General features: G+C 65.5%; 21 protein-coding genes. 2 read left to right on the top strand and 19 right to left on the bottom strand.

Annotated elements, in window-relative coordinates:
• Positions 1–36 precede the first annotated feature (36 nt).
• From PEM_RS19715 to PEM_RS19650, 14 genes are all read right to left on the bottom strand, one after another.
• Positions 37–732, bottom strand: coding sequence for a phage minor tail protein L (locus PEM_RS19715; RefSeq protein ID WP_111128888.1), 696 nt, complete (start codon positions 730–732; stop codon positions 37–39).
• Positions 733–883: 151 nt separating this feature from the next.
• Positions 884–2,020, bottom strand: coding sequence for a hypothetical protein (locus PEM_RS19710; RefSeq protein WP_111128886.1), 1,137 nt, complete (start codon positions 2,018–2,020; stop codon positions 884–886).
• A 40-nt stretch (positions 2,021–2,060) separates the two neighbouring features.
• Positions 2,061–3,200, bottom strand: a complete 1,140-nt coding sequence (locus tag PEM_RS19705; protein ID WP_111128884.1) for a hypothetical protein — start codon at positions 3,198–3,200, stop codon at positions 2,061–2,063.
• 12 nt (positions 3,201–3,212) lie between these two features.
• The gene (locus PEM_RS19700) at positions 3,213–3,665 is read right to left on the bottom strand and encodes a hypothetical protein (RefSeq protein ID WP_111128883.1); all 453 of its coding nucleotides are present in this window, start codon (positions 3,663–3,665) and stop codon (positions 3,213–3,215) included.
• Position 3,666: 1 nt separating this feature from the next.
• Positions 3,667–4,818, bottom strand: coding sequence for a hypothetical protein (locus PEM_RS19695; RefSeq protein ID WP_146256623.1), 1,152 nt, complete (start codon positions 4,816–4,818; stop codon positions 3,667–3,669).
• A 33-nt stretch (positions 4,819–4,851) separates the two neighbouring features.
• A complete protein-coding gene (locus PEM_RS19690; protein WP_111174903.1) occupies positions 4,852–6,003 on the bottom strand; it encodes a hypothetical protein in 1,152 nt (383 codons plus the stop codon).
• A 39-nt stretch (positions 6,004–6,042) separates the two neighbouring features.
• Positions 6,043–6,372, bottom strand: a complete 330-nt coding sequence (locus PEM_RS19685) for a phage tail protein (RefSeq protein WP_069138072.1) — start codon at positions 6,370–6,372, stop codon at positions 6,043–6,045.
• Entirely contained in the window at positions 6,369–7,583 is a 1,215-nt protein-coding gene (locus PEM_RS19680) for a phage tail tape measure C-terminal domain-containing protein (RefSeq protein WP_240431566.1), read from the bottom strand. The genes PEM_RS19685 and PEM_RS19680 overlap by 4 nt, the downstream gene beginning before the upstream one ends.
• Before the next feature lie 222 nt (positions 7,584–7,805).
• On the bottom strand, positions 7,806–8,063 hold the full coding sequence (locus PEM_RS19675) for a DUF1799 domain-containing protein (RefSeq protein ID WP_069138216.1): 258 nt from the start codon (positions 8,061–8,063) through the stop codon (positions 7,806–7,808).
• Positions 8,064–8,113: 50 nt separating this feature from the next.
• Entirely contained in the window at positions 8,114–8,422 is a 309-nt protein-coding gene (locus PEM_RS19670) for a phage tail assembly chaperone (RefSeq protein ID WP_069138074.1), read from the bottom strand.
• Positions 8,422–9,081, bottom strand: coding sequence for a phage tail protein (locus PEM_RS19665; RefSeq protein WP_069138075.1), 660 nt, complete (start codon positions 9,079–9,081; stop codon positions 8,422–8,424). Before PEM_RS19665 ends, PEM_RS19670 begins: the two co-directional genes overlap by 1 nt.
• Positions 9,082–9,151: 70 nt before the next feature.
• Positions 9,152–9,508, bottom strand: coding sequence for a DUF3168 domain-containing protein (locus PEM_RS19660; RefSeq protein WP_069138076.1), 357 nt, complete (start codon positions 9,506–9,508; stop codon positions 9,152–9,154).
• A gap of 23 nt (positions 9,509–9,531) precedes the next feature.
• Complete coding sequence (locus tag PEM_RS19655; protein ID WP_069138077.1) at positions 9,532–9,882, bottom strand: head-tail adaptor protein; 351 nt, start codon at positions 9,880–9,882, stop codon at positions 9,532–9,534.
• A complete protein-coding gene (locus PEM_RS19650) occupies positions 9,879–10,391 on the bottom strand; it encodes a head-tail connector protein (protein WP_111128876.1) in 513 nt (170 codons plus the stop codon). The genes PEM_RS19655 and PEM_RS19650 overlap by 4 nt, the downstream gene beginning before the upstream one ends.
• Before the next feature lie 378 nt (positions 10,392–10,769).
• Between PEM_RS19650 and PEM_RS19645 the strand changes: the two genes are divergently transcribed.
• Positions 10,770–11,726 carry a cation transporter gene (locus PEM_RS19645; protein WP_069138079.1) on the top strand — a complete coding sequence of 319 codons (957 nt, stop codon included), beginning with the start codon at positions 10,770–10,772 and terminating at the stop codon, positions 11,724–11,726.
• A 111-nt stretch (positions 11,727–11,837) separates the two neighbouring features.
• The gene (locus PEM_RS19640; RefSeq protein WP_004153735.1) at positions 11,838–12,263 is read left to right on the top strand and encodes an organic hydroperoxide resistance protein; all 426 of its coding nucleotides are present in this window, start codon (positions 11,838–11,840) and stop codon (positions 12,261–12,263) included.
• A gap of 231 nt (positions 12,264–12,494) precedes the next feature.
• Here the strand turns inward: PEM_RS19640 and mmsB are convergent, their stop codons facing one another.
• Genes mmsB through PEM_RS19615 form a run of 5 tightly spaced genes read right to left on the bottom strand, consistent with a single transcriptional unit; the run spans position 12,495 to position 18,034 of the window.
• Complete coding sequence (gene mmsB / locus PEM_RS19635; RefSeq protein WP_005420650.1) at positions 12,495–13,385, bottom strand: 3-hydroxyisobutyrate dehydrogenase; 891 nt, start codon at positions 13,383–13,385, stop codon at positions 12,495–12,497.
• Positions 13,382–14,557 (bottom strand): enoyl-CoA hydratase/isomerase family protein, encoded by a 1,176-nt coding sequence (locus PEM_RS19630; RefSeq protein WP_111128874.1) that lies wholly within the window; start codon positions 14,555–14,557, stop codon positions 13,382–13,384. Before PEM_RS19630 ends, mmsB begins: the two co-directional genes overlap by 4 nt.
• Positions 14,554–15,351 carry an enoyl-CoA hydratase gene (locus PEM_RS19625; protein ID WP_111128872.1) on the bottom strand — a complete coding sequence of 266 codons (798 nt, stop codon included), beginning with the start codon at positions 15,349–15,351 and terminating at the stop codon, positions 14,554–14,556. Before PEM_RS19625 ends, PEM_RS19630 begins: the two co-directional genes overlap by 4 nt.
• Complete coding sequence (locus tag PEM_RS19620; protein WP_095378605.1) at positions 15,348–16,514, bottom strand: acyl-CoA dehydrogenase family protein; 1,167 nt, start codon at positions 16,512–16,514, stop codon at positions 15,348–15,350. Before PEM_RS19620 ends, PEM_RS19625 begins: the two co-directional genes overlap by 4 nt.
• A 14-nt stretch (positions 16,515–16,528) precedes the next feature.
• Positions 16,529–18,034: a CoA-acylating methylmalonate-semialdehyde dehydrogenase gene (locus PEM_RS19615; protein WP_053498738.1), complete on the bottom strand. Its 1,506-nt coding sequence runs from the start codon at positions 18,032–18,034 to the stop codon at positions 16,529–16,531.
• Positions 18,035–18,048 lie beyond the last annotated feature (14 nt).

Below are 18,048 nucleotides of genomic sequence, written 5' to 3'. Positions count from 1 at the left end.
GGGCGGGCCTGGAAAGTGGAATCGGGAAGGGGCCGATCAGGAGCGCAGCAGGCCCGCGGCGGGGAAGCCGCCATAGGGCAGCGGCTTGTCCTGGCCGAAGCGCAGCTTGCAACTGCGTACCCGGCCTCCGCATTGGTCACGTGCCGGGTCGTCAGTGGCGACGTCGTCGCTGTCGGCCACTGCGGGACCGTTGTAGCCGCAGTACGCGCCTCGATAGCCGCCACGCACCAGCCAGCCGCACATGCCGGCGATGATCTGCCTGCCCGGCAGCTGCTGGCCATTGAGATCGATCGCGGTGGTCAGCTCGAACTCGACCATCTGCTTGTCCTCACCGATCTTGCGCTCGATGAACCAGACTTCATCAGGGAAATGCTCGCCAGGATCCGCGCTGGGATTGCCTTCCTCGAAGTTGGAGGCGTCCAGGTACTTGGCCAGCGTCTGCCGGCGGATGATGCGGGCGCCCACCAGGTCATCGAACAGCAGGCACATGGCGGTGATGCGTCCATCGATGTTGCTCACGCGCAGGCGTGGATTCGGCGGTTGGTCGCTGGTGCGTTCAAAGCCGCTGGCTTCGATCGGCCAGGGGCCATATTCCTGGCCCTGCCACCAGATGACACCACTCTGCAGGTGTGCATGGAAGAACAGCTTGTCGGCGCCAAAACTGCTGGCGTCCAGTTCGTAGACGGTGATGCGGCCACCCGGCTCAAGCTGCTGGGCATCGGCGGTGATCATGGGGTGTGCTCCTGTGCGGCAATAGGAAGAGGGGGTGGTACGGGATACCGTTCTGGCCGCACGGCACGGTGACGTGATGGCCTGGGCGCAGCGAGGTAGTGGTAGTGAAACAGGCGTGCGCCGACGCCTGCGGAAGGGCCGTTTTCATGGCTTAGAGCTCTGCATCGGCCTGGACCAGCACCTGCGAGGTGGTCGACCACACCACCACCGCGCCCGAGAGCTGCATGTTGTTCGGCATCGAGGCGATGACGGCCGCGTCAACGGTGGACTGCCAGCTGGGTGCTCCACCGTCGAAGTTGATCAGGTTGCCGGCATTGCCGAAGCCCACCAGGTTCAGCGCGGTGGACGGGGAAGAGATTCTGGGTGCGACCCGCTTGCGCACCTTGAACGGAATGCACGCACGCGTGTCGCCGTTGGCGGTGTAGGTGATGCCGATGATCCGGTTCACATCCACCGTCTCGTAGTAGCGCTGGCACAGCAGCAGTTCCAGTGCCTCGGGCCGGCGATCAAAGTCGGTGGCGGTATCGCCTTCTTCGATCTGCACTTCGGCCAGCTGCACGCTGCCACTCTTCTGCCCGGCGGCGAACGCGCGCCCGCCGAAATCAGCACCTGCATCCAGCCAGAAGCTCAGTTGCAGGTAGCTGTCCGGGCCCAGCGTCTTGCCGGCAAGGCCGGGAACATCCACGGTGACCTGGTGCCATCGCCACAAGGTATCGAGTACGACCGGGGCGCCGATGCTGTCGCGGGCGGTGGAGCCGCCGGTGCCATGGGACTGCTGCAGCTCCACGCCGATGCGGAAATCATCCACCGAGGCGCGCGCCTTGAAGCTGATGGTGACAGTGCGCCCGGCCAGGGTCCGGACGTCTTCGATACGCTGTTGGACCAGTGCCATGTTGCCGGCACCGGCCACGCTCTGCACGTCCAGCCGGAGCAGGTGGCGCGATCCGGCCAGCAGGCGCCCTGCCTGACCGCCGCCTGCGGGTATGTCCTCGCGTGTGACGGCTACTTTGGTGCCGATGGCATTGGCCAGCCAGCGGTCGGCGATGTAGCGCGGGCCGGTGGATGCAGGGAACACTGCACCGCGCTGCCAGAGCCGGAAATCGCCGTTGATGAGCGGGTTCCTTCCGGCAAGGCGCCCTTCCAGATGCATGAGCGCCGATTGCGCGTCATCCAGACCAGCGTAGATATCGGCGAAGTTGTCGTTGATCTTGGTGAATGCCGGCCGCTGGGTTTCACCTCGCTTGCCGTTGGGCTGGACGGTGTCAAGGTCTATGATTCTTCGTGTCATGTGCAGTCCTCGCTGCGAGGTTCGGTGTTGCCGTCCAGGTTCAGATCTCGGCGTCAGCCGCCCAGTTGCCGCCCACCAGATAGGCGTAGAACGGCGTCAGGCCGGAGCCGAAATCAAGCTGGAGGGTGAATCCATCGGGACGAAGGAACAGCGGGACAGCCATTCCGCGTGACCACCCGGTGCCGTTGAACAACGACCAGTGCCCGAGGGCCGGCGCCACTTCACTGTTGGAGTAGAGCGTGAGCGCAGGCACAGTGCGTTTGGTGACCTTGAAGGAGATCTGCTCAGTGCGCGCGAGGCCTGCCTGGAATGCAGCGGCGACGCCCTGGGGTGACGGCATGCCAAGCTGCGGTGCCTGTTCCAGGGGGAAGCTCTTCTCGTAATACCGCTGGCACAGCATCAACTCGGTCGCGTCATCACGCATGGCGTAGTCGATAGGCGTCGCCCCGTTTTCCAGCTGCATGCAGGTCAGGGAGAAGGATCCGGACTGGCCCACAAGTTGTCCGCCATAACCAGCGGGCGTCGCAAAGTCGACGATGACGTGCAGCTTGCTGTTGGGCCCGACGGTCTTGCCAGCGATGGACGGCAACTCGGCGGTGAAATACCTGAGCGCGGCTGCGGTACCGATTTCCTGGACACCCGCCCGCACCGTCACATCCGGTGACCCGTTGGTACCAAATGTCTGGATGAAGCGGACGCCGATGCGGCAGCCCGGCGTCGCGGCCCATGCCTGCATGCTCAGCGTCACGGTACTTCCCGCCAGCGTCTGCACGCCTTCCACGGGCTGGGTGACGAACGCCTCGGTCGCGGCCGTCGATCCGGTGAGATCGCAGTTCATGAATCCCGTGACTCCGAAGGCTGGGGCATCGAAGTTGCGGCGTGACACCGCAACCTGGCCGGCCCCGGTGCATACCACCTGGAAGCGATCGGGAACATACACCGCAAGAGGCGCCACCACGGTGCGGCTGCTGCCGCGTTGCCAGAACCTGAAGTCGCCGTTGATCAGCCGGTTCCGGCCGTTCTGCCTGCGTCGAAGATCCTGCACCGTGGTTTCGAGTGCATCCAAACCCGTGTAGAGATCGACGAAGTTCTCGTTGACCTTGGTGAAAGCCGGCCGTTGCGTCTCACCCCGTTTTCCGTTCGGCTGCACGGTATCAAGGTCGATTGTGCGTCGTGCCATGTGTAGTGCTCCTCATGAGTCGAGCGTTTCCGACGCCGGTTCGGCGGCCCAGCCGAACGCAGCCGGCTGCGGCAACTGCGCGTGAACCAGCTGCCAGTCCGGAGCGGCCACCTCGGCGGTGGACTCGATAGCTTCCAATGCGAGGTTGACCGCGTCGCGCCAGGCGATCATGGCGATGGCGTCCTGCGCGTAGCGTGGCACTGCACTGCCTGCGTAGCTGCAGCAACTCTCGATGCTGTCATAGCCGCGATCGCGCGCGCACTGGGCCATCCACTCCCACGCCATGCTGCGCATGAAGCGATGGAACTGCGCCGAACCAGGCGCGAACAGCGGCGGTACCGGCTCTGGCTCGTTGCCTGCGGTACACCAGGCTTCATAGTCGCTCCACAAGCGATGGCCGCGTGGAATGAAGGCGCCGGTCTGCAGACACTTGATGATGTCGATCTCTTCGGTCAGTTGATACATGTCATAGCTCCGCGTCGGCGGTCCAGTGGAAGGAGGAGCCCCAGTTGCCTGCGGCGGATTGGTAGTTGACCTGTGCGCCGGACTGGCCGGCATACACGATGGATGTCACCGTGCCGATGCCGCCGCTTGCGCCGGATATGCGCCCGGCCTGCCCGTTAACATCGCTGTAGACGGTGTAGGCAGGAATGGCACGCTTGGGGACGCGGCAGCGGATATGCGAGGTACTGCCAACGCCGACGCTGCGGTCGTAGAACTGGTTGTCGCGGCCGATGCCATCGGCCGTGCCAGGCGGCACGTCCAGGTTGTAACTCTTCTCGTAATAGCGCTGGCATAGCTGCAGCTCGTGGGCCAGCGGGCGCAGGTCGAATGCCGTTGCCCGGCTACCGCGCTCCAACTGCATCATCGCGATGCCGAACTCTCCGCTCTGGCCTGAGATGACACCGCCATAGGCATCCGCGCACAGATCCACCACCAGCCACAGGAAATCGCTGTCGGCGTTGCTGCCCAGCGTCTTCCCTTTCACCGAGGGCAGTCGCCCACTGAGCTGGAAATAGGTCCAAGACGCGGCGGTGACCGCTATCGTTCCCAGCTCCACACTGACCGCGGCGGAAGGCGAACCGCCGGTGCCAAAGTGCTGGATGAGACGAACACCGATGCGCTTTCCCTGCGGGCCGTAGGCAAAGCCGGAAACCGTCACTTCGCCATCGGACAGCGTGGTCACCCCTTCGACCTTCTGTGCAACATAGGCGCTACTGCCTGCACTGACCTTGGAGACAACGCTGTTGAGGAAACGGCGCGATTCCGGTGCGGCACCGCCGGCAGGCAGATTGGCTCCGCGATTTGCGGTATGCGTGCAACCCAGCGCAGCCACGGTCCAGCGATCAGCCACATAGATCTCGCCGCCCTGGGTGGTGCCGGTGGTGGCCCGCTGCCAGAAATCGAAGTTGCCGTTGATCAGGCGGTTCCTGCCTGGAATTGCAGTCTGTAGAGCATGGTCCAGTGAATCCACGCGCTTCCCAATCTCGGTCACCCCATCCAGCGCACCGTAGACCTCGGCGAAGTTTTCGTTGATCTTGGTAAACGCCGGGCGCTGCGTTTCACCGCGCATTCCGTTCGGTTGAACGGAATCGAGGTCGATGATCTTTCTCGTCATTTCTGTCGTCCTGTAAGTTCCGGGCGCGCATCATCACAGCTCAGCTTCCGCCCACCAATGCCACCAGCCGCCCCAGCGACCTGGATTGTTGGACCAGCTGACTTCGTAGTTGCTGGGTGACGCGTAGTTCACCATGCACACGACACGCGAGATGTTGTCTTCCGCGATATGCCCGTTCTGCTGAACGTTATCCGCGGAAATGATCATCACGTAGGGGTGCGCGCGCTTGGGCGTCTGGAATCGAACGCTCTGGTAGTGCGCGATTCCGGGTGAGTTGGCCGAGAATGCCTCGCGCCCCTCATTGGTCTGCGTGTTGGGAGGCACGTCAAGGTTGTAGCTCTTCTCGTAGTACCGCTGGCACAGTGCCAGCTCGATGCCCGGCGGTCGCCAGTCAAATCGGGTCGCTGCGCGTCCTGATTCGACCTGGAACTGGGTGAATCCAAACGAGCCGTTCTGCGCCACCAACTCACCCTGCTGGCCGGTGCCGCACAGGTCGAACACCACGTAGAGGTGGTCGTTGCCATTGCTGCCGAGCACCTTTCCTCGGGTACTCGGCAGCGTCACCGTGATGCTGTGACGTTTGGCGGTCGGACCCAACGTGAGCACACCGGCCTCCAGTGCCACCTGCGGCGAAGGTGAACCGCCTGTTCCGAAGTCCTGGACGACACGCACGCCGACGCTGCGGCCTGGCGCGTCACTGTTGGCCCATACAGAGATCGTGATGTCACCGCTTGCGCTGCGCACCCCCTCGATCTTCTGCCCCATCCAGGCGCCGCTTCTGGCAATCGCCTCGGATACGGTGCAGACCATGATCGACCGGGTATCTTCCGGAAAGCCTGCCTGCCCGTCGTACGCCACGCGCTGTACGTCGTGGTTGCAGACCAGCGCCGAGTTCGTGAAGCGGTCGGCGAAGAATGTCTCCGCTCCCAATGTGCCGGCTCCCTGACCAACGCGACCGGACGTTCGTCGTTGCCAGAACTGCAGGCCGCCATTGATAAGCAGATTCCTGCCTGGAACGCGCTCGGTGATGGCATTCCCTACAATCTCCGGAATCTTCGCGACCCCGGTCAACGCGTCGTAAACCTCGGCGAAGTTATCGTTGATCTTGGTGAACGCCGGGCGTTGTGTTTCACCCCGCTTTCCGTTCGGTTGAACGGAATCGAGGTCGATGATCTGTCGCGACATTTCTGCTGTTTCCTTGTGGTTCGAGATCCATGCTCATGCCTACGCCTGGAAGGTCTGCTCGAACGTGGCGGTGATGGTCGATACCTGGCCGCCGAGATGGCTGTCGGTGTAGGAATCACACATGTAAAGCCCCTGCCCCAATGGTCCCTTCCACAGGAAGCTGCGGCCGGCATGACCATCCAGGAACGCCACGATCTCGTTGATCGTCCTGCGGTTGCCGACGAACTGCAGTTGGTAACTGCGCGAGGTGACATTCAGGCCATCGGCAGCGGCCTGCGCATAGCCATCACCGAACTTCGCGCGCTTCACGGCGGCAGTGGTGGTACCGGTGCTCTGGCTGGTTGCCGGCCAGGTGAATGTGTCGGTCATTGCATGGCACTCCTGCTGAGCACACCACCTGCCTTCAGGTCACGACTCTGCAGCTCGCGGTACTTGCGTTCCACAAACTGGCCGATCTCGTTGCCGAACTGCTGCAGCATGCTTTCGTTGGTGGTGACTTCCTTGCCACCGTTGTTGTCGATGCGGATGCTGACTCCCACTCCGCCACCACCACCGCCGCCGTGCGCGGCCACACCGAGACGACCGTCCGGCCCGCGCCGCAGCGGCATGATTGCTTCCGGTCCCGCTTCGCCGAATACGCCGGCGCCCTTGGCGAAGGCGAACAGCTGCGGGGTGTTGTAGACACCGCCGGAGTAGGCCGACAAGCTGGGCGACTGATAGACGCCACCGTTCGCGTTGGCCTCCACCCCCGTGCCATAGCCGAACAGGCCCGCGATCTTTTTGACGCCCCAGACGATTGCCTGCTGGATGGCGATCATCTTGAGATCGGCGATGATCGACTTGGCCAGATCCTTGTAGTTGGACTTGCCCGTCTTCACGAAGCTCTGCAGTGCCGCCTCGGCGCCGGTGAACGCCTTGAAAAAGGCATCCTGGGTAGACTTGGCGGAATTCTCGGTCTTTTCCATGTACTCGCCGAGCGCGCTGCCGAAGCCCTTGCGGAACCCCGAAAGTCCCGTGGTGCCCTTGGTGTCCTTGGCGTCTTTGGTTTCGCCCGCCTTGGCATCACCGGCCTTGGCATCCCTGGGAGTCGATACAGCTGCAGCCGCCGCCGCGTCCGCCGCTGCATCCTTGGGCGTCAGGTCGACCCCCATCAAGCCGGCGATCTTCCTCGCCCCCCAGACCAGCGCCTGCTGTGCAGCGATCATCTTCAGGTCGGCCAGGATGGACTGGGCCAGCTCCTTGTACTTGGACTTGCCGGTGGTCACGAAGCTGCGCAGGGCTTCGTCGGCGCCGGTGAACGCCTTGTCGAACGCCTTCTTGGCAGCCGTGGCGGTGTTTTCGGTCTTGCCGATATAGTCGCCGAGCGCGCCGCCCAGGCCCTTGCGGATGCCCGCTAGGCCCATGTCGTCCTGCTGGGCCTTCTCTTCCTTCTTTGCAGCCTTGCCGGCATCCGCACCCGCTGCGGTTGCGCTCGCCTTCGCCGCCGCCTGCAGCTGCGTGTTCAGTGCAGTCAGCTGCGTGGACAGGGCGGTGACCAATGAAGCGCTGGTGGTCAGCACGGCGTTGAAGGCCTGCTGCACCGTATTGATCTTTTCCAGCTGCCGCTGGAACTCCTGTGTGCTGCCCGTCATCTCGGTCATGCTGCGCCTTGCTGCCTGCATGGCCGTTTCCAATGCGTTGCTGGCCTCCACGGTGGTCCGTGTGCTGCCCGGCGATGTAGTGCTCATTGAGTGTTCCTCGGGAGAGTCGGCTCCGCTTCGGCGGAGCCGGGATCGGCCATCGGCATTGCCGCGATGGCCGGCTCATTCCTGTTGCATCTGCTCCAAGGCAGCGCGTTCGATGATGCGGATGGCCGCCATCACCTCGTCATGCTGGTCGCCGTCGAGCGCTTCGCGCTCCAGCTCCCGGTAGACCACGTTGTAATCCAGCCCGATCGGGCCACCTGCGCCGACGCGCCACTGGGTGGCAACCCGCGAGAAAAGTTCGATGGGAAGCACGCACTCCGGCCACAGCTCGACCTGCGGCGGCGGAAAATGCTTGGCCTTCAATCCAAGCTGCATCAGCTCGGACTCGGTGGGGGCCCGCCAGTACAGGGCCCCCACCGCCTCGATCAGTTTCCCTTACGTGCGACCTGCAGGGCCTGGGTGTAGCCACCGATGATGGCGCCATCGAGGCCGGCCTGCTGCTGCAGCGCAAGCTCGACGCCGGCGGTATCCAGCGCCACGTCGGCATCCCACTCCACCACGATGTCCAGGATGGCCTGGGCCACGCTCAACGTGTCATCGCCCAGACGCTCCAGCAGGCTGGCGTAGTCGGCGACCGACAGGTGCCGGTAGGTCAGGTTGAGCTTCTGCTCGCGACCGTGACCGACGATGGTCAGGGTGCTCTTGAAGTTCTCCGGCGCCTTTACCTGGAACATCAGGCGCCCTCGACCAGGATGGAGTCGGCCAGCGCGGTGAAGGTCGCGGTGGTGCCCATCGGGGCGTTGGCGGCCATGGTCGGGTCGCCGTTGTAGCTCAGGTAGCCGTACCAGTACAGCACGTCGCCGCCAACCAGCTTGGCGCGCAGGATCACCGGCTCGCCCTTGGCATCAACGTTCTTCAGTGCCGAATACCACGGCTTCTTCGGGTCGTAGAACAGCGGCAGGGTGATGGTCTTGGCGTTCTTGAAGGTTGGCAGCTGGACCTGGCGACCTGTCGGGTCTTCCAGCAGGGTGCCGCTCCAGTACTGCTGCTCGCCACCGGCGGTGGTCGGGTCGCCCTGCTGGTCCAGGTCGACGAAGGCGCCTGCCTTGCGCAGCACGCCGGCGCCGCTGGTGCCCGGGAACAGCACGGTATCGGTGGTGTCGATGCCCAGCAGTTCAACGGTGCCGGTGGCTTCAGCCCCGGCGCGGGTGGCGCGGTTGTTCAGGGCCGGCCAGCCCGGCAGTTCAATGACCACCACATCGCCGGTGTCGACGCTGTTGGCGGCAACGCTGGCCAGCGCCGGCGCAGCCTTGGAGATCGAGCTGGTGGCGATCGCGGTGGAGACGACCGGTGCGAAGCCGAACTGGGTGCCCTTGGGAAGCTTGAGTGCCATGGTGTATTTCCTCGTTGGATAAAAAAATGCCCGGCGAGTGCCGGGCTGGGTGTTGCACGGGTGATGCGGTTTACGGGTCGACGTACCACAGGCCGAAATCGAGCCGCGCGCCGTACTTGTGCAGTACCGGCTCATGCACGGCGATTGCAGCGCCGAACGATTCGGCAGTCGGTAGTCCCGCGCAGACCTGATCCTCGATGTCGCGGATCAGGGTGTTGGCCTGGGCGCGGCTGTCCGCCCAGACGGTCAGCTGCACGCGGGCGTGCTTCTGTTCGGGAGTGGAACCTTCGTTGAACCACACGGACTGTCCACCCATCTGCTGGTAGACGGCACACGGATAGATGACCGGTTCCGGCGGTACCTCGGGATACAGCCGGCCCTGCAGCAGCGGGGCGAGCAGCGCGTGCAGCTGTGCTTCGTAACTCATCGCGGTGTCCTGGTTGGCGTCGCTCAGGCAATGCCTGAAGACTGTTCGGTGAACAGCACCGTGGTCTGGCGCCGGCTGAAGTCGGGAGCAACGCCGGTGATGTTGAAAGCGCGACCGTCATGCACGATGCGCATGCCGACATGGATGCCGGCCTGTCGCGCGGCCGCCAATCGGACATGGAAGCGCTGGCGCCGGATCGTTGCCGGCAGGCGGCTTTCCAGCGTCAGCCGCTGCACGCTGTCAGTGGGATCGGCAGTGATGGCGGCCCACAGTTCTGCCACCGGCTGCCAGGCGTCCAGCGGCTGCCCCCAGGCATCGAGCTGGCCGTCCTGGCGCTCGATGCGGATGCGGCGGTTGAGGTGGCCGGCGTTCATGGCGTTGCCGCCGGTCGGTACGGATCCAGCAGCGCGGCCACGCCGAACGGCAGTTCCATTGCGATGGCCGTGGCACCCGCCGGTGCATCGAGCGTCTGCGCAGAGACGACCACGGCTTCGCGATGGGCGTACAGGTGGCCCAGCAGCAGGCGTACCGCTGCACGGATGCTGTCGTTGGCCGGCATGCCCAGCAGCAGGCGTGCACTGCGCGCGGTCGCCACGGCTAGGCGGCGATCGGCCACATCACGCATGGCCTTGGCCTTGGCCGCGTTGGTCTCGGCATTGGCGGCGGCAACCGCGGCTTCATGCCCGGTCACCGCCGCCGCCATGTCCTGCGGCAGCTGGTCCAGCGCCTGGTCCAGCGCGGCCTGGTCGGCGTACAGTTCGCGGCCCAGGTAGGCCGCGGCTACGTCGCTGGCTGCGGCCAGCAGGTCATCCAGGATGGCATCGTCAAAATCGCCGTCGATACGGCAGTGCGCGCGGCACTGCTCAAGGGTCAGCAGGGGCATCGAATCCTCCTTCGTTGATGGATGTGGAGTGCCCCGACCCTGCGCGCACGGCGGCACCCCACGCGGTCACCAGGACGGCGCAGGAAAAGCAGGATCGGGGCGGAAAACAGAACGGCCGCGACGGGAACGTCAGGGCCGGTGGCGATGGCCTCGCAGCGCGCGATGGCACAAACGAAAGAAGCCCCCGGGGTCACCGGGGGCTTCTATGTCATCGTGGTACAAACGATACGCTTCGGGTGTGCACCCGTCAATCCGCAAACGGTTACCAGTCTGGTGACTTTTCCAGGCGCTGTGCGGGCGTGGTCACGGCGACGTGCGGCGGGCTGGATAGAATGGCGACGCGCTGCTTCCGCAGCCCATTTCCCGCTGGATTCCCGCATGCCTGCCACCCCCGAACGCTTCTTCGATGCGCGTACCGAACAAGGCGTGCTGCGCCTGTCCATCGCAGGCTCACTGCTGCTGGCCGCGGCAGCGGTGGTGTTCGGCCTGCTGGCCAATTCCTCGCTGATCATCTTCGACGGCATCTACGGCCTGATCGATGTGGTGATGACCTGGCTGTCACTGCTGGTCGCGCGGCTGATCGCACTGTCCACCAGCACCGACGCGCTGCAGTCGCGGCTCAACCAGCGCTTCACCATGGGGTTCTGGCACCTGGAGCCGATCGTGCTGGGGGTGAGCGGCACGCTGATGATCGGCGCGGCGCTGTATGCGCTGGTCAATGCGGTCGACGCGCTGATGTCCGGCGGCCGCCACATCGCGCTCGGCCCGGCCATCGCCTTCGCCGGGCTGTCGATCGTCGGCGAAGGTGCGCTGGCCTGGTTCGTGCTGCGCGCCAACCGGCGCATCGGTTCGGAGTTCATCGCACTGGACGCGAAGAACTGGGCGATCGCCGCCAGCATGTCGGCCTGCTATCTGCTGGCCTTCCTCGGCGGCGTGCTGGTGCAGGGCACCTCGCTGGCGTGGGTCGGGCCGTACATCGACCCGGCCATCCTCGCCTTCGTCTGCGTGCTGGTGATGATCGCCCCGCTCGGCACCGTGCGCCGGGCGCTGGCCGGCATCCTGCTGGTCACTCCGCCGGAACTGCAGGCGCATGTGGATACGGTGGCACGCGCGATCGTGGCCAGGCACGGCTTCGTCGAGCACCGCAGCTACGTGGCGCAGGTGGGGCGTGGCGAGCAGATCGAGTTGTTCTTCGTGGTGCCGGAAGACGACCCGCCGCGGCCCTTGGTGGAATGGGACCGGCTGCGCGACGAGATCGGCGAAGCGCTGGGCGAGGCCTCGCCAGACCGCTGGCTGACCATCATGTTCACCACCGACCGCGAGTGGACGATCTAGGCCAACAGGACGATCGATCAAGTTTTTCGTACGCGTTGCAACCCAACGTACGCGGAAAGCGGGCAAAGTAGGCTCCAACGCAACACCCACCCACTGACCAGGAGCATCCCGATGTCCATCGAAAAGGTTCTGTACACCGCCCAGGCCACCTCCACCGGCGGCCGCGAAGGCCGTTCCGTCTCCTCCGACAACGTGCTGGACATCCAGCTGTCGACCCCGCGCGAGCTGGGCGGCGCCGGCGGCCCGGGCACCAACCCGGAACAACTGTTCGCCGCCGGCTACTCGGCCTGCTTCCTGGGCGCGTTGAAGTTCGTGGCCGGCCAGGCCAAGGTCGCGTTGCCGGCCGACACCACCGTCACCGGCAAGGTCGGCATCGGTCAGATCCCGACCGGTTTCGGCATCGAGGCCGAGCTGACCATCAACGTGCCGGGCGTGCCGCGCGAGCAGGTCGAAGAGCTTGTGCAGAAGGCGCACATCGTGTGCCCGTACTCGAATGCCACCCGCGGCAACATCGACGTGACGCTGATCGTTGCCTGATGCGGTGCTGCCGGCCAACGGCCGGCACTACCCGCGCGCGGTGCAAAAAAATGGGCGGATGCCGGTCGAAACCGAGCATCCGCCCATCCCACCTCGGGTGGGCCCCGGCACGTGGCCGGGGACGCATTCGCTACGGCGCGCATCCATCCTTCTGGAGGAGAGCCCCCTTGTTGTTCAAGGGGGTGCGCCAACGGCGCGGGGATAAGGTGGAATGCGCGGACCAGCGACCGGTTACCGGTCGCTGGTGATGAGCTGCACGACGCTGGAGAAATCCAGCTTGCCGCGGCCGGCCTGGTGGTTCATCGAGTACAGGTTGCGGGCCACTTCGCCCAGCGGGATCGAGGCGCCGACACTCATCGCCGCTTCCACCGCCAGGCCCATGTCCTTCAGCATCAGATCGCTGCCGAAACCGCCGCTGTAGCCGCGCGAGGCCGGCGCATTTTCCAGCACGCCCGGCCACGGGTTGCACACTTCGGTGGCCCAGCTGCGGCCGGTGCTGACCGCCATCATCTGCGACAGCACCTTCGGGTCCAGCCCGTGCGCAACACCCAGCGCGATGGCTTCACCGGTCACCGCCATGATCACGCCCAGCGCCATGTTGTTGCACAGCTTGGCGACCTGGCCGGCACCGCTGGCGCCGACATGGAAGATGTTCTTGCCCATCGCCTGCAGCACCGGGCGAGCGCGTTCCAGCGCGTCCTCTTCGCCACCGACGATGAAGGTCAGGGTGCCGGCCTGGGCGCCCGCGGTACCGCCGGAGACCGGCGCGTCGATCATCTGCAGGCCACGCGCGGCGGCCGCTTCGGAAACCTTGCGGGCACTGGCCGGTGCGATCGTGCTGCAGTCGATGACCAGTGCACCCGCTGGGATGGCGGCGAGGATGCCGTCATCGCCCAGGTACACGCCTTCGACGTGGCGGCTGGCCGGCAGCATCGAGATCACGACTTCCGCATCGGCCAGGGTGTCGCGTGCCGACGACGCCGCGCTGGCACCGGCATCGACGGCGGCCTGCACCGCAGCCGGGACCAGATCGAACACGCGCACGGTGTGGCCGTTCTTGACCAGATTGGCGGCCATCGGGCCACCCATGTTGCCCAACCCGATGAATGCAATGCGGCTCATGCAAGGCTCCTTTCAACAAGGGGAGTGCCCAGGTCGGCCAGCGGATGCGCGGCAGCGGCCCAGGGGGAAGCAAAGAAGGTGTCGGCCCACGCGCCGGTGGCCTCGGCCAGGGTGGCCGGGTTCCACTGCGGATTGCGGTCCTTGTCGATCAGCAGTGCGCGGATGCCTTCGGCGAAATCGCCGTGGGCGGCGCAGTGCAGCGCGGTGATGTACTCCAGCCGGTAGACGCTGGCCAGGTCCTGGCCGGCGCTGCGGCGCTGCAGCTCGAACGCCAGACGTGCCGAGCCGGGCGCGCCGGCGGCAAGCGTCTTCTGTGCCGCCTGCAGCCAGGCATCGTCGGTCTGCAGCGCGCTGATGCGTTTGATGATCGCGGGCAGGCCATCGCCTTCGCACAACGCATCGACCTGCGCCGCGTTGGCCAGCAGCGGACCGGTCGCAGCATCACTGGCATGCGACTGCAGCAGATGGGTCAGGCGTTCGTGGTTGTGTGCGGAATCACTGGACCAGGCCACCTGCAGCAGCGCATCGAACACCGCGCTGCGGCGTTCTTCAGCCACGTGCACATCGGCCAGGCCGGCATAGATGGCATCGCCCGGATTGAGCAACGCGCCGGTCAGGGCCAGGAACAGGCCGCCCTTGCCCGGCACGCGCGGCAGCAGCCAGCTGCCACCGACATCCGGGAACAGGCCAACGGTGATTTCCGGGAAGGCCAGCTTGGAGCGCTCGCTGACCACGCGGTGGCTGGCGCCGGACATCAGGCCGATACCGCCGCCCATCACGATGCCGTGGCCCCAGCACAGGATCGGCTTGGTATAGGTGTGGATGAGGTAATCGACGCGGTACTCGACGTCGAAGAACTCGGCGGCGTAGTCGTTCTCGCGGATGTCGCTGCGGCCGTCCTCACGGAAGGCGACCATGGCCTTGTACAGGCTGTGCAGGTCGCCGCCAGCGCAGAACGCCTTTTCGCCAGCACCCTGCAGCACCACCATGGCGATGCCGTCGTCGTCGGCCCAAGCGTTCAACTGCTCCAGCAGCAGGTGTGCCATCGGCAGCGAGAAGCCATTGAGCGTGCGCGGCGCGTTGAGCGTGGCGAGGCCGATGCGCACGCCGTTACCGGCCACGCGCTCCTCGAACAGCACCGGTGCGTCGTCGGCAGCGGTGTCGGCGCTCATGCGTTCTTCCACTGCGCGGCGCGCTTTTCCAGGAAGGCAGTCACGCCCTCGACCTGGTCGGCGGTGTCGAACAGGTCGACGAAGGCTTCGCGCTCGGCCACCAGCGCCGAGGCGTGGGTGCCGGTGCGGGTGGACTGCACCAGCGTCTTGCAGGCGGCGATGCTGGTCGGGCTCTGCTTGCCGGCCTTTTTCGCCCATTCCAGCGCCAGTGCCTTGGCTTCGCCCTTGCCGACCTTCTCTTCGGCCAGCCCGATGCGCAGCGCGGTCTCGGCGTTGATGCGCTCACCCAGCAGGATCATGCGCTTGGCCCAGCCTTCGCCGACCAGGCGCGGCAGGTTCTGGGTGCCACCGGCGCACGGCAGCAGGCCAACGGTGGCCTCCGGCAGCGCCACCTGGGCGTGCTCTTCGATGATGCGCAGGTCGCAGGCCAGTGCGCATTCCAGGCCTCCGCCCATCGCGTAGCCGTTGATCGCGGCGATCGACACGCCACGGAAACCGGACAACGCCTCGAAGGCTTCGCCGAAACGGCGCGCGGCTTCGCGCGCTGCGGCCTTGTCGCCGGAAGCGAACTGGTTGAGGTCGGCACCGGCGGAGAAGAACTTCTCGCCCTCGCCAGTGATCACCAGCGCGTAGATGTCGCGGTCTGCGTTGAGCGCGCCGACCAGGTCGCGCAGCGCCGACAGGCTGTGCACGGTCCAGGTATGCGCCGGCGGGTTGTTCAGGGTGACCACGGCGGTGTGGCCATCGACCTCGACCTTCAGGCCCACGTGCTCCTGGGTACGCCAATCCTTCATCGCAGTTCCTCTTCGGTGTTGAGCAGGTGACGGGCAACGATCACCCGCATGATCTCGTTGGTGCCTTCCAGGATCTGGTGCACGCGGCAGTCACGCAGCAGGCGCTCGATCGGGTACTCGCGGATGTAGCCGTAGCCACCGTGGATCTGCAGCGCTTCATTGCAGACGTTGAAACCGGCATCGGTGGCGAAGCGCTTGGCCATCGCGCACCATACGTTGGCATCGCTGGCACCGGCATCGAGCTTGCGCGCGGCGGTGTGCACCATCTGCCGCGCGGCCACCAGTTGGGTGACCATGTCGGCCAGCTTGAACTGCAGCGCCTGGAACTCGGCCAGCGCCTTGCCGAACTGGCGGCGCTCGCCCATGTAGCGGCGCGCGGCATCCAGCGCGCCCTGCGCGGCACCCAGCGAGCAGGCGGCAATGTTGATGCGGCCACCATCAAGCCCCTTCATCGCCAGCTTGAAGCCGCCGCCTTCCTCTCCCAGAAGGTGGCTGACCGGTACGCGGACGTTTTCGAAGGTGATGCCACGGGTGGGCTGGCTGTTCCAGCCCATCTTCTCTTCCTTGCGGCCGAAGCTGATGCCCGGCAGGTCCGACGGCACTGCAATGGCGCTGACGCCGCCAGCACCGGCACCGCCGGTACGTGCCATCACCACCAGCAGTTCGGTGGCACCGGCGCCGGAGATGAAGGCCTTCGAGCCGTTCAGCACGTAATGATCGCCGTCGCGCACGGCGGTGGTCTTCAGCGAGGCCGCATCGGAGCCGGCACCCGGTTCGGTCAGGCAGTACGAGGCCAGCTTGTTGCCCGAGGACAGGTCAGTGCCCCACGCATCGCGCAGTGCTGGCTGGCCCCACGTGGACACCATCCACGAGGCCATGTTGTGGATGCTGATGTAGGCCGCAGTCGACGGATCGACGTTGGCGAGCTCCTCGATGACGACGGCGGCGTCCAGCCGGCTCAGGCCGCTGCCGCCCACTTCCGGGTCCATGTACAGACCGCAGAAGCCCAGTTCACCGGCCTTGGCTATCGCCTCGCGCGGAAAGATGCCCTCCGCATCCCATCGCGCGGCGTGTGGCGCCAGTTCGGCCTGTGCGAAGTCGCGCGCTGCCTCGCGGTACGCCTGCTGCGCTTCTTCCAGTTCCGTCGTCATCGAGTGGCTCATGGCTGCTCCTGCCGTTACTTCAGGCTGATCGTGGTGTTGACGCCGTGGCTCAGCGTTTCGTCATCGAACCAGCGCGCGGTGACCGTCTTGGTCTGGGTGTAGAACAGCACCACCTGCTTGCCGTATGGGCCCAGGTCGCCCAGCTTGGAGGCGCGCGAACCGGTGAACGAGAACAGCGGCACCGGCACCGGGATCGGCACGTTGATGCCGACCTGGCCGACGTCGATGTCTTCCTGGAACTTGCGCGCGGCCGCGCCGGACTGGGTGAACAGTGCGGTGCCGTTGCCGTTCGGGTTGCTGTTGACCATCGCGATGGCGTCTTCCAGCGTCTCCGCTTCGAGGATGACCAGCACCGGCCCGAAGATTTCTTCCTGGTAGATGCGCATGTCGGTGGTGACACCGGCAAAGATGGTCGGGCCGACGAAGTTGCCCTTCTCGAAGCCATCCACCTGCGGGTTGCGGCCATCGAGCACCAGCGAGGCGCCCTGCTCCACACCCGAGGCGATCAAGCCTTCCACGCGCTCGCGGGCACTGCAGGAAATGACCGGACCGACGTCGGTGCCGGACACGGTGCCGGCGCTGACCTTCAACGTCTTGGCCTTTTCGACCAGGTCCTGCACCCAGTTGCGCGCCTCACCGACGAGCACCAGGGTGGAGGCGGCCATGCAGCGCTGGCCCGCGGCACCAAAGGCGGCACCGACCATCGCGTTGAGGGTCTGTTCCTTGTTGGCGTCCGGCAGTACCACGGCGTGGTTCTTGGCGCCCATCATGCACTGCACGCGCTTGCCGGCCAGCGAGGCGCGGTTGTAGACGTGGGTGCCGACGCGGGTGGAACCGACGAACGACACGGCCTTGATGTCCGGGTGGTCGCAGATCGCGTTGACCACTTCTTCGCCACCGTGGACGACGTTCAGCACGCCCTTCGGAATGCCGGCTTCCAGGGCAAGCTCGACCAGGCGCATGGTCACCATCGGGTCCTGCTCGGACGGCTTGAGGATGAAGGTGTTGCCCGTTGCAATCGCCATCGGGAACATCCACAGCGGGATCATCGCCGGGAAGTTGAACGGTGTGATGCCGGCGCACACGCCCAGCGGCTGCATGATCGTGTAGGTGTCCACGCCATTGGCCACGTTGTTGGCCAGCTCGCCCAGCTGCAGGTTGCCGATGGCGGCGGCGTGCTCGACCACTTCCAGGCCGCGGAACACATCGCCTTCGGCGTCGGGCAGAGTCTTGCCCTGTTCGGCGGTGAGGATGTGGGCCAGCTCGCTCATGTTCTCGCGGATCAGCTGCTGGTACTTCAGGAAGATGCGCGCGCGGGTGCCGATCGGGGTCTTGCGCCAGGTCTTGAAGGCTTCCTTGGCGGCGGCGACGGCGGCGTCCACTTCGCCGGTGGTGGCGAAGGGCACCTTGGCCAGCACGTCCTGGGTGGCCGGATTGATCACGTCCTGCCAGTGGGAGGTGGCCGATTCAACGAACTGGCCATCGATCAGCATGCGGATACGGGGCGCTGCAACAGTCATGACGACAATCCCAC

It is taken from the genome of Stenotrophomonas sp. Pemsol, assembly GCF_003586545.1.
GTDB lineage: Bacteria > Pseudomonadota > Gammaproteobacteria > Xanthomonadales > Xanthomonadaceae > Stenotrophomonas > Stenotrophomonas sepilia.
This window is presented reverse-complemented; position numbering and strand designations above follow the sequence as displayed.

Excerpts from the sequence above, each read along its gene's own strand:
- PEM_RS19675 (WP_069138216.1), bottom strand. The coding sequence starts at position 8,063 with ATGCAGCTTGGATTGAAGGCCAAGCATTTTCCGCCGCCGCAGGTCGAG.
- PEM_RS19670 (WP_069138074.1), bottom strand. The coding sequence starts at position 8,422 with ATGTTCCAGGTAAAGGCGCCGGAGAACTTCAAGAGCACCCTGACCATC.
- PEM_RS19705 (WP_111128884.1), bottom strand. The coding sequence starts at position 3,200 with ATGGCACGACGCACAATCGACCTTGATACCGTGCAGCCGAACGGAAAA.
- PEM_RS19715 (WP_111128888.1), bottom strand. The coding sequence starts at position 732 with ATGATCACCGCCGATGCCCAGCAGCTTGAGCCGGGTGGCCGCATCACC.
- PEM_RS19620 (WP_095378605.1), bottom strand. The coding sequence starts at position 16,514 with ATGAGCCACTCGATGACGACGGAACTGGAAGAAGCGCAGCAGGCGTAC.
- PEM_RS19685 (WP_069138072.1), bottom strand. The coding sequence starts at position 6,372 with ATGACCGACACATTCACCTGGCCGGCAACCAGCCAGAGCACCGGTACC.
- PEM_RS19625 (WP_111128872.1), bottom strand. The coding sequence starts at position 15,351 with ATGAAGGATTGGCGTACCCAGGAGCACGTGGGCCTGAAGGTCGAGGTC.
- PEM_RS19695 (WP_146256623.1), bottom strand. The coding sequence starts at position 4,818 with ATGACGAGAAAGATCATCGACCTCGATTCCGTTCAACCGAACGGAATG.
- PEM_RS19665 (WP_069138075.1), bottom strand. The coding sequence starts at position 9,081 with ATGGCACTCAAGCTTCCCAAGGGCACCCAGTTCGGCTTCGCACCGGTC.
- PEM_RS19645 (WP_069138079.1), top strand. The coding sequence starts at position 10,770 with ATGCCTGCCACCCCCGAACGCTTCTTCGATGCGCGTACCGAACAAGGC.
- PEM_RS19660 (WP_069138076.1), bottom strand. The coding sequence starts at position 9,508 with ATGAGTTACGAAGCACAGCTGCACGCGCTGCTCGCCCCGCTGCTGCAG.
- PEM_RS19630 (WP_111128874.1), bottom strand. The coding sequence starts at position 14,557 with ATGAGCGCCGACACCGCTGCCGACGACGCACCGGTGCTGTTCGAGGAG.
- mmsB (WP_005420650.1), bottom strand. The coding sequence starts at position 13,385 with ATGAGCCGCATTGCATTCATCGGGTTGGGCAACATGGGTGGCCCGATG.
- PEM_RS19655 (WP_069138077.1), bottom strand. The coding sequence starts at position 9,882 with ATGAACGCCGGCCACCTCAACCGCCGCATCCGCATCGAGCGCCAGGAC.
- PEM_RS19640 (WP_004153735.1), top strand. The coding sequence starts at position 11,838 with ATGTCCATCGAAAAGGTTCTGTACACCGCCCAGGCCACCTCCACCGGC.
- PEM_RS19690 (WP_111174903.1), bottom strand. The coding sequence starts at position 6,003 with ATGTCGCGACAGATCATCGACCTCGATTCCGTTCAACCGAACGGAAAG.
- PEM_RS19615 (WP_053498738.1), bottom strand. The coding sequence starts at position 18,034 with ATGACTGTTGCAGCGCCCCGTATCCGCATGCTGATCGATGGCCAGTTC.
- PEM_RS19700 (WP_111128883.1), bottom strand. The coding sequence starts at position 3,665 with ATGTATCAACTGACCGAAGAGATCGACATCATCAAGTGTCTGCAGACC.
- PEM_RS19650 (WP_111128876.1), bottom strand. The coding sequence starts at position 10,391 with ATGCCCCTGCTGACCCTTGAGCAGTGCCGCGCGCACTGCCGTATCGAC.
- PEM_RS19710 (WP_111128886.1), bottom strand. The coding sequence starts at position 2,020 with ATGACACGAAGAATCATAGACCTTGACACCGTCCAGCCCAACGGCAAG.